The sequence below is a fragment of the Streptomyces sp. bgisy130 genome, assembly GCF_057708345.1.
Genome location: NZ_JBYISA010000003.1, coordinates 280862 through 295076, shown reverse-complemented (window position 1 = coordinate 295076; position 14215 = coordinate 280862). Strand labels below are relative to the sequence as shown.

Sequence of the window (14215 nt, the reverse complement as noted above, 5' to 3'; positions counted from 1 at the left end):
GCGCCGGGTTCTTGCGCAACCAACCTCTGGGAGTCACTGAGCATGAGTTACGACCGGGATGCCGTCCCGCCGTTGCCGGGGCTGCGCCTGCTGCCGTGGGAGAGCGAGGGCGGGAAGCCGTGCTTCCTGTCGGCGGACGGAGCCGGGGGTGTGCTGTCGCGGCTGGCCGATGAGGTCGAGGCGGAGCAGTTGTGTGACGGTGCCGATGTGCTCAAGGGCGCGGTGGCCGTACTGGACGACGGCAAGGCGGGGGAACACGCGTTACGGCTGGCGCTGCGGGCGACCACGCAGTCCTTCGGCGATGTGCTGCGGGTCGCCGACAGCCGGGGCGCGCGCCTGCCCGTGGCGCCGGACGGTGACCAGGAAGCCGACGAAACGGAACTGCGGGGCGAGCGCACATGACCGAGCCCGCACGGCCGTCGTGGACCGTGCGGGCTCGTAGGTGCTGCGGTGCCGCCCGTGCGGGGCGGCCGCGGCGTGGGGTCAGCCGAGGAGGCCGAGACCGCGGACGGCCTCGCGCTCCTCCGTCAGCTCCTGCACGGACGCGTCGATGCGCTCGCGGGAGAAGTCGTTGATCTCCAGGCCCTGGACGATCTCGTATGTGCCGTCCTTGGTGGTGACGGGGAAGGAGGAGATCAGGCCCTCCGGGACGCCGTAGGAGCCGTCCGAGGGGATGCCCATCGAGGTCCAGTCGCCGTCGGCGGTGCCGTTGACCCAGGTGTGGACGTGGTCGATGGCGGCGTTGGCGGCGGAGGCCGCGGAGGACGCGCCACGGGCCTCGATGATCGCCGCACCGCGCTTGGCGACGGTCGGGATGAAGTCCTCGGCCAGCCACTTCTGGTCGTTGACGACCTCGGCGGCGTTCTTGCCCGCGACCTCGGCGTGGAAGATGTCCGGGTACTGGGTGGCGGAGTGGTTGCCCCAGATCGTCAGCTTGCGGAGCTCGGAGACCGGGGTGCCGGTCTTCTTGGAGAGCTGCGAGAGCGCGCGGTTGTGGTCGAGGCGGGTCATCGCGGTGAAGCGCTCGCGCGGGACGTCCGGCGCGGCGGCCTGGGCGATCAGCGCGTTGGTGTTGGCGGGGTTGCCGACGACCAGGACCTTGATGTCGTCCGCGGCGTGGTCGTTGATGGCCTTGCCCTGCGGCTTGAAGATGCCGCCGTTGGCCTCCAGGAGGTCGCCGCGCTCCATGCCCTTCGTACGGGGGCGGGCGCCGACGAGCAGCGCGACGTTGGCGCCGTCGAAGGCCACGTTCGGGTCGTCGGAGATGTCGATGCCCTGAAGCAGCGGGAAGGCGCAGTCGTCGAGCTCCATGGCGGTGCCCTCGGCGGCCTTCAGACCCTGGGGGATCTCCAGGAGGCGCAGCTTCACCGGCACGTCCGCGCCGAGCAGATGACCGGAAGCGATGCGGAAGAGCAGTGCGTAACCGATCTGGCCGGCTGCACCGGTGACGGTGACATTGACGGGAGTGCGGGTCATGGCGATCTCCTGCGCGGTGTGTTCCGGGGGCAAGCCCCTGGACCACCATGGTTGGCGGTGGGTGTCCCTGCCCAGCTATCGAGGTCTCTTGGTATCGAGAGACCCGTCCGTCAGGCTATCGGACCCCTGCCGGGGGCAGGCGCCGGGCTGGTGTGCAACACCTCACCGGGTGCCCCGGGACGTCCGTACGGCGGTCCGGAACCGGGCTTGCGGGGTCCGGCATGCGCTCCGCGCGCGGCCCCGTGGGCGAGGGCGGCGGCCGCCCGCTCTAAGGAGGGGGGAGTGCGGGCGGCCGCCGAGTTGTGCCACACCCGTGGGGGGGGGTATTCGTCGCATGCCCGGGATCCTGGAGGGCATGCCCCCCGTCTTTCGGACATCCTCCGCGGAGGGTGATCCCGGGTCTGCGGGCCGGCCGGGCGGCTCCCGCGCGGTGCGGTTGCCGCCCGTGCCAGGGGTGCGCTAGCGGACCGCGGCGCCGGCCGACGGGGCGGGTGCGCCGGCGGGCGTGGCCGGAACCGGACGGGAGCAGCCCTTCACGCCCGCCACGGTCGTGCCGCAGGCCGCGACCTTCGCCGGGTCGCCGGTCACCTCGACCATCGGGGTGTAGGCGGCGCCGTTCCGCTCGGCCCGCGCGGTGGCGCTGTGGCCGCCGGCGCTGAGGGTGGCCTGGTCGCCCGGTGCCGCCTGGCTGATCCGGGCCCAGGCGGTGTGGCAGATCTTGCTGTAGCGGACCTCTATCACCGCCCGGCCCGCCCGGCCGCGGGACGGGGTGGTGGCATGCCCGCCGCCGCAGCCCATCGCCTCCGGGTCCTTGCCCACGCAGCCGGCGCCGGTGCAGCGCACCCCGGCCGGCAGGACCTGCTTCGCGCTCGGCGCGGCCGCGGGGCGGGGGGCCGCCGCTTTCTTGGCCGTGCCGCTGCCGGGGTTGAGCAGGAGGAAGGCGGCGCCGGCCACCAGCGCCACACCGGCCGCACCGGCGGCGGCCATGAGTATTCGGCCGCGGCGGGTGCGCCGGGCCGGGCCCTGGTCCGCGGGCGCCGCGGCCGGGGACGGGCCCGCGACGGCCGCCCACTGGGGAAAGTCCGCGGCCGACGGGCTGTCCGTGCGCCGCTGTTGGGGCACCCGGGGCGGCTGTGCCGTACCGGACGCCGGTGCGGCCTTTGTCCCCTTGGTGAACTTCGCGTTGGTGAACTTCGCGCTCTTCGCCGGGGGTTCGGCCTGGTCGGCGTCCCAGCCGAGCGCGGCGCGCGCCTGGGCCACGCTGATCGCTTCCATGGTGACGTCCTGCCGCATCTCGTCGCGGCTCCAGGCCCGTTCGGCCAGCTCCCACAGCGTGGTGAGGTGGGCGGGATTCGCGCCGGTCGCCTCGGCGAGCGCGACCACGGCGCGCTGCGGTGGCAGCAGCCGCCCGTTGAGATAGCGCTCCCAGGACGTTTTGCTGTAGCCCGTGGCGTCCGCGAGGGCGGCCACACTCAGGCCGCTGCGGTCCACGAGCCTGCGCAGCTGACCGGCGAACTCCCGCACCTGCGGGTCCAGTTCCTCCGGCAGCGCCTTCCAGCGAGGCATTGCCTCCCCCTATCCCCCCGCGTACGTGCCGAGCGCGGCCCCCGGCCCGCACTCCTTGCTCCCCGTGGGACGCCCCCGGTCAGGACGGCGTTTCCCTTCACGGGCACACGGGAGCATGCGGACATAGGTCACCCGTCCGTGCGCCCGTGACCCCAGCAGTGTGGCATTTCCGACGGAGTCCGGACGACTTCCGTACGAATCCTGACAAGAACCGGCCAGGAGGGCATCAATATAGGCCCCGGTCAGGCATTATGCCGAGAAGCACTCCCGGGCCCCGCCGCCCGCCGGATAGAGGCAGAGCCGGACGCCCTCGGGCCCGCGGGCCGCCGCCATCGGCGTGACGAGCGAGTCCTCGGCGTCGAACCGGTCCAGCACCCGCACCGACCGCGGTGGCACCCCCGGCACCACCACCTCGACCCGGTCCCCGATCCGGCCGTCCCGGACCCGCCCCCAGGCCGCGCCGCACACCGTGCCGTAACGGAGCTGCACCCGCTCGCCACCAACCGCGGTGCGCTCCACGGGCGTCCGCACCAGCTCCGGGAGATCGCAGCGCATCGACTCCGGGTCCTTGCCGTCGCACGCCGTCGCCCGGCAGCCGGTGACCTCGGGGGCGGCGGGCACATCGCCCCTCACCGGACCGGCCGCGCCCGCTGTCGTCCAGGCGGCCAGGGCCGCGAGGAGGGCGACCGCGGCGGCTCCGGCCCCGGCCCCGGCCGCCAGGCCGGCCACCCGCCGGGCCGGGCGCGGTGCCCACCGGGGCGTGACCTCGCTGTCCGCCGGGGGCCCGGCCGTCTCAACCGCGGCCGTAGGGGGCGCACTTGACCTGCCCGGGCCGGGAGCCACCGCGCTGCCCGGGCCATGGGCCGCCGTGCTCCCCGGTCCGTGGGCCGCCGCGCTCCCCGCCTCCCGGGCCTGCGCCCGCACCGTGCCGGTCCGGCCGCGTCCGCTCCAGGCCGCGTCCGCCAGCTCCCACAGCGCCACCAGCCGGCCGGACGGTTCCCCAGCCAGCCGGCACAGCGCCTCGACCGCGTCCCGGGGCGGCAGCTTCTTCCCGTTGAGATAGCGCTCCCAGGACGACTTGCTGTACGGGGTACGGGCGGCGAGCGCGGCCAGGCTCAGCCCGGTGCGGGCCCGTAACTCCCGCAGGCCCGCGGCCAGCCGGGAACTCTCGACACCGTCGCGCGGCGCCACGCCGGGCCCGCTCACCGGCGCAGCGCCTTCCAGGTGCCGGGGTCCACGATGCCGTCCGTGGGCAGCCCCGATCCAGCCTGTAGGCGCTTGACGGCGCGGAGGGTGCGGCCGCCGATCACGCCGTCCACCACGCCGGGGTCGTACCCGTGGCGGCGCAGCAGACACTGCGCCTCGACGACGTCCCAGCCCTCCGCGCCGCTGCCCAGGACCGCGGAACCCGTACGGCTGTGCCCGGCATACAGGGCGCCGTCCCGGAGCTGGAGACGGCAGCCGAAGGTCTCCCCCGGCCGGGGCGTGAACTCCGGCCCGGCACCGGAGCCGCGGCCGGCCATCGCGGCGCCCGCACCGCGCCCGGCGGCGAGGTCGTCCTGCCAGGGGCGCAGCACCGGCAGCGCCACGACGAGCACGGCCAGCGCGCCCAGGACGAGCGGCCCGAGCGGCACCTGGCGACCGGCGGCGGGGGCGGGGGCGGGGTGCACGGCCGTGTGCGCGGCGGAGTGCACGGCGGGGAGCGGCGGCTCGTCCCGCGCCGCCGCCTGTGGTGGTGGCCCGCTGCGGCCCGGCGCAACCGGCGGGCCCGGCGGCACCCGGGGGGCTCGCGGGGCTGGGGCCTGCGGGGCCTGAGGGCCCTGCGGCCGGGCCTCCGTCATCAACCCCCGTCCCCCCGCGCTCCACGCCTGCGCGGCGACCTCGTGCAACGCCAGCAGCCGGGTCACATCGGCCCCGCAGAGCCGCGCCAGCGCCTCCACGGCACCGGCCGGCGGCAGCTTCTTGCCGTTGAGATAGCGCTCCCAGGACGACTTGCTGTACGGGGTGCGGGCGGCGAGCGCGGCCAGGCTCAGCCCGCTGTGGTCCTTCAACCTCCGTAGCTGTACGGCCAGTTGCCGCACCCGATGGTCCAGCGATGCGGGCAGCCCGCTCCAACGCGACATGTCCCACCCCATACGCGTTCGTACTCCCCCGAGGCCATGGCCCCCTTTGTCGCCGATGATGGCGCGGATGCCGCCTCCGTTTCCGCCCTTTGCCGTTCCGCATGCCGTACGGAACGCCGTCCGGGCCGCGGTCCGGCCCCGCCCCGTCCCACCGGAGCCTCCGGGGCGGTGACGTCCCCGCAGGTCAGCGGGTGGGACATCCCACGGCGTCCCCACCGGGGCGGTCCCCGTGGCCGGGCAACGGCGGGTGGGCGCACAGTCGGTGGCGCAAACAGCGGGCGGCGCGGCCGACGCGCCTCCGCCGCACAGGGGAGGAACCCACACCATGAACGTCCGCAAGCGCATCGCCCTCGCCGCGGCCGCCGCGGCGGTCTCCGGGGGCCTGGCACTGGCCCCCACCGCGGGCGCGTCCGCCGCCCCGGCACCGACCAAGCACGGCTCGGTCACCGTCCAGCGGGCGCCGGCCAACTGCCCCCGCACCTATCTGTGCGTCTACCCGAGGACGAACTTCCAGGGCACGCCGAAGAAGGTCCGGTCGAACAACCGGAATCTCAAGCGCTACGGCGGCGCCTTCAACTACCCGCTGTCCGCGTACAACAACGGCTCCCAGTGCAGCGTGACCGTCTACGAGAAGACCAACTACCGGGGCCGGCACGCGAAGCTGAACCGCGGCACCGGCTGGCGGTTCATCGGCAGCAACCTCATGACCATCTACTCCAACAAGTGGTGCGTGCGCTGACCCGGCCGGCCGGGTAGCCCTCGCGTCACAGCACGGCGGCGGCCCGCCTTCTCCCTAGGGGGAGGGGCGGGCCGCCGTCATCGTCGTGCGGCCGTGCGCAGCCGCTCCAGGTCAGCGCACCGTGAAGTGCACGATGTCGTCCAGGAACGGGATGTGGATCCACGGCTTGGGCTGCACCATCAGCGACAGCATCACGATCACGAAGCCGAGCAGGCCGTAGGTCGCCATGTCCGTGAAGCGGGAGCGGACGGCGAGCATGCCCACCGACGGCAGCGCCCACCGCAGCACCGCGCCGGCCAGGAGGGAGAGCCCGATCACCAGCGTGCCGATACGGAACGCGTCGAGCGCCACGAGCAGCAGTCCGGCCGCGACCCCGCCCATGACGCTGAGCAGCGGCCACTGCCGGGCGGGCGCGGGGTAGCCGCCCGCGGCCGCGCGGCCGCCGCCTTCCGGGCGGGCCGTGTCGCGGGTCAGCGTCGGAAAGCGGCGCGAGGAGCGCTGCGGCTCGGAGGCTCCATCCGAATGCACGTCGGCACCCATGGCGGGCAGTCCCTTCCGGTCTCCGGATACGTCTGTCACGGACAAGGGTCTCAGGTCCCGCCGCGCTCAGCCGGCCGCGCGCTCGGCGGCCTCGACGACGTTGACCAGCAGCTGGGCGCGGGTCATCGGGCCGACACCGCCCGGATTGGGGGCGACCCAGCCTGCCACCTCGGCGACGCCCGGGTGCACATCGCCGACGATCTTGCCGGCCTCGTCACGGCTGACACCGACGTCCAGGACGGCCGCGCCGGGCTTGACGTCCTCGGGCTTGATGATGTGCGGCACACCGGCCGCGGCGACGATGATGTCGGCCTGCTTCAGGTGCGACGACAGGTCCCGGGTGCCGGTATGGCACTGGGTCACCGTGGCGTTCTCGGACTTGCGGGTGAGCACCAGCGGCATCGGGCGGCCGATGGTGATACCGCGGCCGACGACCACCACGTGCGCGCCCTTGATCTCGACCTCGTGCCGCCGCAGCAGCTGGACGATGCCGTACGGGGTGCAGGGCAGCGGGCCCTCGATGCCGAGCACCAGCCGGCCCAGGCTCATCGGGTGCAGCCCGTCGGCGTCCTTGGCCGGATCCATCAGTTCCAGGACGCGGTTGGCGTCGATGCCCTTGGGGAGCGGGAGTTGGACGATGTAGCCGGTGCAGGCGGGGTCCTCGTTCAGCTCCCGTACGACGGCCTCGATCTCCTCCTGGGTGGCGGTCTCCGGCAGTTCGCGCTGGATCGAGGCGATGCCGACCTGGGCGCAGTCACGGTGCTTGCCGTTGACGTACCAGCGGCTTCCCGGGTCGTCGCCGACCAGGAGGGTGCCCAGACCGGGCTGCACGCCCTTGGCCTTCAGGGCCTCGACGCGGGTGGCGAGCTCGGACTTGATAGCGGCTGCGGTGGCCTTGCCATCCAGAATCTGGGCAGTCATACCCCCCATCCTCCCGGATGAGGGCGGTCACGTTCCAATCAGGGCATGCGGGTCGCCGATGGCCGGAATTGATCATTGCACTTGGACAACGGTGAGACCCCTTGACTGGACAGAGTGAATGCGCAACTAGAAGGATTGACGCCGCAGTGCCGCAGGCTTCGTCGGGGGGTGGCCAGTGAATCCTGTTTTTCCTCCGCGTCACGCCTTGTGTCCCCCACTGACCCAACGGAGGAAAACAGCAGATGAGCTTTGGTGACCCGAACAACCCGTACGGGCAGCAGCAGCCGCCGCAGGCGCCGCAGGGCCCGTACGGCCAGCAGCCCCCGGTCCCGCCGCAGGGCCAGCCCGGCTACGGCTACCCCCAGCAGGCCCCGCAGCAGCAGCAGTACGGCTACCCCCAGCAGCAGGCCGTCCCGCCGCAGCAGCAGGCTTACGGCGGCTACCCGCAGCAGGGCGCGCCTTACGGCCAGCCGGGGATGCCGGGCATGGGCATGCCCACGGGCTACGCGAGCTGGGGTGCCCGGCTGGGCGCCTTCCTGGTCGACGGCCTGATCATCGCCGCGGTGCCGATCATTCTGTACATCATCGCCGGTGTCATGGCGGCCGGCTCCGCCTCGTCGGCCACCCCGGACACCTCGTCTTGCCCGCCGGGTGACGTGCAGTGCATCAGCGACGCCTACAACACGGCCGCGGACACCGCCACGCCGGTCGGCGCCATCATCATGATCGCGCTCGCGTGGCTGATCATGATCGGCGGGACCTTCTTCCTCATCGCCAAGGAAGGCGCCTCCGGCCAGACCCCGGGCAAGAAGGCGCTGGGCGTCAAGGTCATCAAGGAGACCACCGGCCAGCCCCTCGGCTTCGGCATGACCTTCGTGCGCTACCTCTGCCGCTACCTGAACGGCCTGCTGTGCGGCCTCGGTTGGCTGTGGCCGCTGTGGGACGACAAGAGCCAGACCTGGGCGGACAAGCTCGCCGGCACCGTGGTCGTGAGCGTCAAGTAAGCCCGCTCTGGGCTGCACGGACGCCCTGAAGAGCCCGCGAAGGCCCCCTCGCAGCCGCGACCGGGGCCTTCGCGGCGCTCGCCGATTCCGCCTCAAGTCGCCCGAAGGACACCGCTCGTGAGCTACCCCAATCAGAATCCCTACGGTCCGCCGCCGGGGCAGCAGCCCAACTACGGCTATCCGCAGCAGCCTCCGCAGCCGCAGCAGCCGATGGCCCCGTACGGCGGCGGCTACCCGGGCGGCCCCATGCCCGGGATGCAGCCGCAGTACCCCACGGTGATGCCCGGTGGCGTCAAGGCCGCCCGGGTGCTGCTGTTCGTGCTGTCCGGTCTGAACCTCATCGGCCTGGTCCTCGCGGTGATGGGGCTGGGCGGAGTCAGCAGGGCATCGCACGAAGCCACGCTGGACACCGCCGCCGACAACATCACGGCGATGAACGTCGGCAAGGGCCTGCTGATCGCGGTGATCGTGATCATCGTGATCTTCACCGTCGGCGCGATCACGCTGGCCCTCCAGTTCGCCAACGGCGGCAACGGGGTCCGGGTCGGCACCATCGTCTTCGGTGTCGCCAACATCATCCTGAGCCTGTGCACCTTCCCGATCGGCCTGGTGCACACGGTCCTCGGCGTCCTGGTGCTGGTCTTCGTCGCCAAGGACGAGGGCAACGCCTGGTTCAACCGGCCGCGTTACTGAGCGCGGCGGACGCGAGCGACCCCGGACACACCCCGAGGGCCGCACCCCACGCGGGGTGCGGCCCTCGGGGCGTTTGTGCGGCGGCTCAGTGGAAGAAGTGCCGGGTGCCCGTGAAGTACATCGTCACGCCGGCCTGCTTCGCGGCCTCGATGACCTGCTCGTCGCGGACCGAACCACCGGGCTGGACCACGGCCTTGACGCCGGCGGCGGTCAGGATCTCCAGGCCGTCCGGGAACGGGAAGAACGCGTCCGAGGCGGCGTACGAGCCCTGCGCGCGCTCCTCGCCCGCCCGCTCGACCGCGAGCTTCGCCGAGTCGACGCGGTTGACCTGGCCCATACCGACGCCGACCGAGGCGCCGTCCTTGGCGAGCAGGATCGCGTTGGACTTGACGGCGCGGCAGGCCCGCCAGGCGAAGGCCAGCTCGGCCAGTTCCCCGGCGGACAGCGCGGCACCGCTGGCCAGCGTCCAGTTCGCCGGGTCGTCGCCCTCGGCCTGGAGCCGGTCGGTGACCTGGAGCAGCGCGCCGCCGTCCACCGGCTTGACCTCTACCGGGTTCGAGGGCGCCTCGGGGCAGCTCAGCACGCGGATGTTCTTCTTGCGGGCGAGGATCTCGACCGCGCCGTCCTCGTAGCCGGGGGCCACGATGACCTCGGTGAAGATGTCGGCGACCTGCTCGGCCATCGCCACGGAGACCGGGCGGTTGACGGCGATGACGCCGCCGAAGGCGGACAGCGGGTCACAGGCGTGCGCCTTGCGGTGCGCCTCGGCGACATCCGCGCCGACCGCGATACCGCAGGGGTTGGCATGCTTGATGATCGCGACGCAGGGCTCGCTGTGGTCGTACGCGGCCCGGCGCGCGGCGTCGGTGTCCGTGTAGTTGTTGTACGACATCTCCTTGCCGTGCAGCTGCTCGGCCTCCGCGAGCCCGCCGCTGCCGTCCACGTACAGCGCGGCGCCCTGGTGCGGGTTCTCGCCGTAGCGCAGGACGTTCTTGCGGGAGTAGGTGGCGCCGAGGAACTCGGGGAAGGCGGAGTCGTCCGCGTAGCCGTCCAGGAACCAGGAGGCGACCGCCACGTCGTACGCCGCGGTGTGCTGGAACGCCTCCGCCGCCAGCCGCTTGCGCCCGGCCAGCTCGAAGCCGCCGTCGGCGACGGCCTTGAGGACCTCGCCGTAGTGGGCGGGGTTGACGACGACGGCCACCGAGGGGTGGTTCTTGGCGGCGGCGCGGACCATCGAGGGGCCGCCGATGTCGATCTGCTCCACACACTCGTCGGGGGTGGCGCCGGAGGCCACGGTCTCCCGGAACGGGTAGAGGTTGACGATGACCAGGTCGAACGGCTCGACGCCGAGCTCGGACAGCTGCTGGCGGTGGTCCTCCAGGCGGAGGTCGGCCAGGATGCCGGCGTGCACCTTCGGGTGCAGGGTCTTGACCCGGCCGTCGAGGCACTCGGGGAAGCCCGTCAGCTCCTCGACCTTGGTGACCGGCACCCCGGCCGCGGCGATCTTCGCGGCCGTCGATCCGGTGGAGACGAGCTGGACGCCCGCCGCGTGCAGACCCTGTGCCAGCTCCTCCAGCCCGGACTTGTCGTAGACGCTGACCAGCGCGCGGCGGATGGGCCGCTTCGTGCCTTCGGTGGCGGTCACGAGATACGTACCTTTCGTCCCTCAATGCGGTAGCCGTGCCGGGCCAGATGCCCCACGACCTCGACGAGCAGCGATCGCTCGACTTCCTTGATGCGCTCATGCAGCGCGGATTCGTCGTCCTCGTCCCGGACCTCGACCACGCCCTGGGCGATGATCGGGCCGGTGTCGACACCGTCGTCGACGAAGTGGACGGTGCATCCGGTGACCTTCGCGCCGTACGCGAGCGCGTCGCGCACGCCGTGGGCACCGGGAAAGCTCGGCAGCAGCGCCGGGTGGGTGTTGACCGTCCGGCCGCCGAAGCGGGCGAGGAACTCCTTGCCCAGGATCTTCATGAAGCCGGCCGAGACCACCAGATCGGGCTCGTACGCGGCGGTCGCCTCGGTGAGCGCCGCATCCCAGTCCGCCCGGCTGTCGTAGTCCTTGACCCGGCAGACGAACGCCGGGAGCCCCGCGGCCGCAGCGCGCTCCAGCCCCGCGATGGCACCGCGGTCGGCGCCGACGGCCACGATCTCGGCCCCGTACGCCTCCGGGCCCTGCGCGGCGATGGCGTCCAGCAGCGCCTGAAGGTTCGTCCCGGAACCGGAGACGAGCGCGACGATGCGGGCCGGGCGGCCGGGTCGGGCGGGCTGGACGGGGGGTGGGGAGGAAGCCACGGCGGGGGCTCTTTTCCGATCTCGCGTGCTTTGTGTGGTCGTACAAGACTGCGGGTACCGCAGATCCGGGGAACCCTACGAAGGCGCCGACCGTCAGCAACGATACCGGCACACCGCGCGGCCCCCACGGGACGGGGGCGGGCACGGGAGGTAGCGTCAGGCGTAAGACTGCATGCAGTTCGTGGTAACCGCGCGCCGGCCGCCGAGGCCCGCGCGCGGACGAGACAAGGGGAAGACACACCTCAGATGACGGACCGACGCCGCCGCGCGGCCCTATTGCTCCCTCCCCCAGCTACCGCTGGGTGGTACCCCCAGCCCGCCACCGCCCCCGGGGTGGTGCTGCTGCCGCGGGAGCGCAAGTCGTCGTCCTCGTCGTCCTCGTCGTCGGAGCCCACCGCCCCGGATTCCCCGGACACCGAGCGGGACAACCCCTTCGCCCCGCCGCCGGCCGGCACCCCCGACCAGGTCTGGCGCCCGCGCCACCGCACCCGTTCCGGCCAGGACGGCGACGGCGACGAGGAGCAGCCGCAGGACGAGCCGACGCCGAGCTGGGGCAGCCAGTGGAGCCCCCGGCAGCCGGGGCGCCAGAACGGCGGCTTCGGCACCCGGCCCAGCGGCCGCAACGGCCAGCAGGGCGGCCCCGGTGGTCCCGGCGGCCCCGGCGGACTGCGCTGGGACCCCACCGACCCGGCCCAGCGCCGGGCCCGCTACGCCCTCCTCGCCGGCATGTGGTCGTTCTTCTTCGTGCTGTTCAGCCTGCCGGAGGTCGCACTGCTGCTGAGTGCACTGGCGATCTACTGGGGCATCAGCGCGCTGCGCGCCAAGCCGAGCCCGGCGAAGGCGTCCGCCGCGGCGACCACCGCCGCCATGGAGGGCCGCCCCGCGCCCGCCGCCGAGCAGCCCGGCCGCGGCGACCGGCCCGGCGCCCCGTCCGCGCCGGGCTCCACCCGGCCGCAGGTCACCTCGGCGATCGCCGGGCTGGTGACCGCGTCGCTGGCGCTGATGATGGTCGCCGCGACCTTCACCGTGCAGATCGTCTACCGCGACTACTTCACCTGCGTCAACGACGCCCTGACGCAGTCGGCCGGCAAGTCCTGCGAGAACCTGCTCCCCAAGGAGCTGCGGCCGCTGCTGAGCACGCAGAAGTAGCGAGGCGCTCCGCGGTCCCGGCCCGGGTGGCCGGGTAGGCGCCGTCAGTCATCTGCGGCTGCGTCGGGGCCGGTCGCGCAGTTCCCCGCACCCCCAACGGGCGCAGCCGGGCCGCACCGGGCCGCGGTGAGGGCGCTGGGCGGGCTCGGGTCGTCGCTGTCGTTGGCGGTGTCGCTGTCGTCCTTCGCGGTGCCGTCTCCGCCGTCCTTCGCGGTGCCGTCTCCGCCGTCCTTCGCGGCGTCGGCCTCGTCCTTCGTGCTCACCGGCTCCTGCGGGGCCGGTTCGTTGTGCGGGGCCTCGGCCTCCCGTCGCCGGGTCCGCAGCCACCAGGCCCGTAGCGCGACCGCGGCCGGGATGCCGGTCAGGGCGGTCCAGGCCGCTGCCGCCAGGCCCGTACGCCACCAGCTCGGGCCGAAGTCGGCGAGCGCGCCGGTGCCCAGTGCGCCGCCGGCGAGGCCCGCGAGCGCGGCCATGACCAGACCGCAGAGGCCGGCCCCCAGGGCCGCCACACAGGCCGTCGGCCACCAGGACCAGGGCGCTCGCGGAGTGCTCGGCGCGGTGGCGGAGCGGGCCACTTCACGGGCGAGCAGCACCCCCGCCACCACGGGCACGACGGCCACCGCCCAGGTCAGCAGGCTTCCGGGGCCGGTGTCGGGCAGTCCGCCGAGCAGCGGCAGTTGCGGGAGCACGGGATGTGCCGAGGTCCCCAGCGGGGCGACCGTGCTGCCCGCGCCGACGGTGAACCCCGGCCCCAGGCCGTAGGCGGCGCCCCAGACGGCCGCGTTCGGGAGCAGGGCCAGGCACAGCAGCAGGACCGTGGCGCGGCCCGCCCAGTCGGGCGCGAGTTGGAGGAGGTCATGGCGTACCCGGCCCGCGTGCAGGCCGAGCGAGAGCAGGGTGAGCAGACCGCCGGCCGCCAGCAGGGCGCCGAGGGCGGAGCCGGCGGCCCGGCACACGGCGCCCCGGCGGGCGGCGGCGACCCGGGAGCCGCCGAGGAAGGCGCGCACCCGGCGCGGTGCCCTGGACCTGAGTGCCAGGATCCTGGCGGGCAGCAGCTCGGTGCCCGGGTGCCGGAGGAGGCGCCAGGCCGTGCCGCCGAGGATGGCGGCCGTGGTGGCCGGTACGCACAACAGCACGCTGAGCGGCTCGGCCCGCAGCCCGCCACCCGAGGCGTAGACCAGCGCCCCGGCCACGATCAGCAGATATCCGGTGAGCAGCGCGCCGAGCAGGGTGCGCGGCGCGACCGTAGGGGCGGCGTCCGCGGCCGGGCCGGTGGACGGGGCGGGGCCGGGCGGGCCGTCGGCCGAGGTTGCCAGGGCGTGCCGGGCGGCCCGGTGGAGCAGCCAGACCGGGAGGACGGCGAGCAGCAGCGGGGGCACGGCGACCGGGGCGGCGGCGTGGGCGGTGGTGCGTACGAGGTCGCCGCCGTGCGCCAGCAGCCACAGGTCGGCGGCGAGATGCAGGGCCCGGGAGGGGCCGCTGTCGGGGTAGGGGGAGGCGACCCAGAGCAGCAGCACGGCGACGGTCAGCGCGCCGAGGCCGAGACCGGCGGCCGTCACACCGCCGAGGAAGGCCGCGCCGATCGCGGAGGAGCGCTGGGCGGCGGTCCGGCCGTGCGAGGACAACGTGGGGCCGCGCTCGATCAACTGGCTCACGCCGCCATGCTGCCAACAAGACACCTTTCCGCCATGTACTGGTGAAATGCC

14 protein-coding genes are annotated in these 14215 nt (G+C 73.6%); 5 read left to right on the top strand and 9 right to left on the bottom strand.

The window, feature by feature from the left end; all coding sequences use genetic code 11:
• Positions 1-42: 42 nt before the first annotated feature.
• Positions 43-402, top strand: a complete 360-nt coding sequence (locus tag AC3EUV_RS06505) for a hypothetical protein (protein ID WP_432141479.1) — start codon at positions 43-45, stop codon at positions 400-402.
• 81 nt (positions 403-483) lie between these two features.
• On the opposite strand, the gene AC3EUV_RS06500 is transcribed toward AC3EUV_RS06505, so the two are convergent.
• From AC3EUV_RS06500 to AC3EUV_RS06485, 4 genes are all read right to left on the bottom strand, one after another.
• Positions 484-1476 (bottom strand): malate dehydrogenase, encoded by a 993-nt coding sequence (locus tag AC3EUV_RS06500; protein ID WP_432141478.1) that lies wholly within the window; start codon positions 1474-1476, stop codon positions 484-486.
• 459 nt (positions 1477-1935) lie between these two features.
• Positions 1936-3042 (bottom strand): helix-turn-helix domain-containing protein, encoded by a 1107-nt coding sequence (locus tag AC3EUV_RS06495; protein WP_435602371.1) that lies wholly within the window; start codon positions 3040-3042, stop codon positions 1936-1938.
• A gap of 249 nt (positions 3043-3291) precedes the next feature.
• Positions 3292-4248: a helix-turn-helix domain-containing protein gene (locus AC3EUV_RS06490; protein ID WP_432141476.1), complete on the bottom strand. Its 957-nt coding sequence runs from the start codon at positions 4246-4248 to the stop codon at positions 3292-3294.
• Positions 4245-5165 carry a helix-turn-helix domain-containing protein gene (locus AC3EUV_RS06485; RefSeq protein WP_435602370.1) on the bottom strand — a complete coding sequence of 307 codons (921 nt, stop codon included), beginning with the start codon at positions 5163-5165 and terminating at the stop codon, positions 4245-4247. Before AC3EUV_RS06485 ends, AC3EUV_RS06490 begins: the two co-directional genes overlap by 4 nt.
• A gap of 325 nt (positions 5166-5490) precedes the next feature.
• Here AC3EUV_RS06485 and AC3EUV_RS06480 point away from each other — a divergent pair, with 325 nt between their 5' ends.
• Positions 5491-5904, top strand: coding sequence for a peptidase inhibitor family I36 protein (locus tag AC3EUV_RS06480; protein ID WP_432141474.1), 414 nt, complete (start codon positions 5491-5493; stop codon positions 5902-5904).
• A 111-nt stretch (positions 5905-6015) separates the two neighbouring features.
• Here the strand turns inward: AC3EUV_RS06480 and AC3EUV_RS06475 are convergent, their stop codons facing one another.
• Positions 6016-6444, bottom strand: a complete 429-nt coding sequence (locus tag AC3EUV_RS06475) for a DUF3017 domain-containing protein (protein WP_432141473.1) — start codon at positions 6442-6444, stop codon at positions 6016-6018.
• Positions 6445-6510: 66 nt separating this feature from the next.
• Positions 6511-7365 carry a bifunctional methylenetetrahydrofolate dehydrogenase/methenyltetrahydrofolate cyclohydrolase gene (locus AC3EUV_RS06470; protein ID WP_042147487.1) on the bottom strand — a complete coding sequence of 285 codons (855 nt, stop codon included), beginning with the start codon at positions 7363-7365 and terminating at the stop codon, positions 6511-6513.
• A gap of 242 nt (positions 7366-7607) precedes the next feature.
• Here AC3EUV_RS06470 and AC3EUV_RS06465 point away from each other — a divergent pair, with 242 nt between their 5' ends.
• The gene (locus AC3EUV_RS06465; RefSeq protein ID WP_432141472.1) at positions 7608-8369 is read left to right on the top strand and encodes an RDD family protein; all 762 of its coding nucleotides are present in this window, start codon (positions 7608-7610) and stop codon (positions 8367-8369) included.
• Positions 8370-8486: 117 nt separating this feature from the next.
• Positions 8487-9062, top strand: a complete 576-nt coding sequence (locus AC3EUV_RS06460; protein ID WP_432141471.1) for a hypothetical protein — start codon at positions 8487-8489, stop codon at positions 9060-9062.
• An 85-nt stretch (positions 9063-9147) separates the two neighbouring features.
• Here the strand turns inward: AC3EUV_RS06460 and purH are convergent, their stop codons facing one another.
• Together purH and purN are read right to left on the bottom strand one after the other, a co-directional pair.
• Entirely contained in the window at positions 9148-10707 is a 1560-nt protein-coding gene (gene purH, locus AC3EUV_RS06455; protein ID WP_432141470.1) for a bifunctional phosphoribosylaminoimidazolecarboxamide formyltransferase/IMP cyclohydrolase, read from the bottom strand.
• Positions 10704-11360: a phosphoribosylglycinamide formyltransferase gene (gene purN / locus AC3EUV_RS06450; protein ID WP_432141469.1), complete on the bottom strand. Its 657-nt coding sequence runs from the start codon at positions 11358-11360 to the stop codon at positions 10704-10706. The genes purH and purN overlap by 4 nt, the downstream gene beginning before the upstream one ends.
• 246 nt (positions 11361-11606) lie before the next feature.
• Between purN and AC3EUV_RS06445 the strand changes: the two genes are divergently transcribed.
• Positions 11607-12509 (top strand): hypothetical protein, encoded by a 903-nt coding sequence (locus AC3EUV_RS06445; RefSeq protein WP_432141468.1) that lies wholly within the window; start codon positions 11607-11609, stop codon positions 12507-12509.
• 44 nt (positions 12510-12553) lie between these two features.
• Here AC3EUV_RS06445 and AC3EUV_RS06440 read toward each other — a convergent pair whose 3' ends face one another.
• Positions 12554-14164 (bottom strand): cell division protein PerM, encoded by a 1611-nt coding sequence (locus tag AC3EUV_RS06440; RefSeq protein ID WP_432141467.1) that lies wholly within the window; start codon positions 14162-14164, stop codon positions 12554-12556.
• Between the last annotated feature and the right edge of the window lie 51 nt (positions 14165-14215).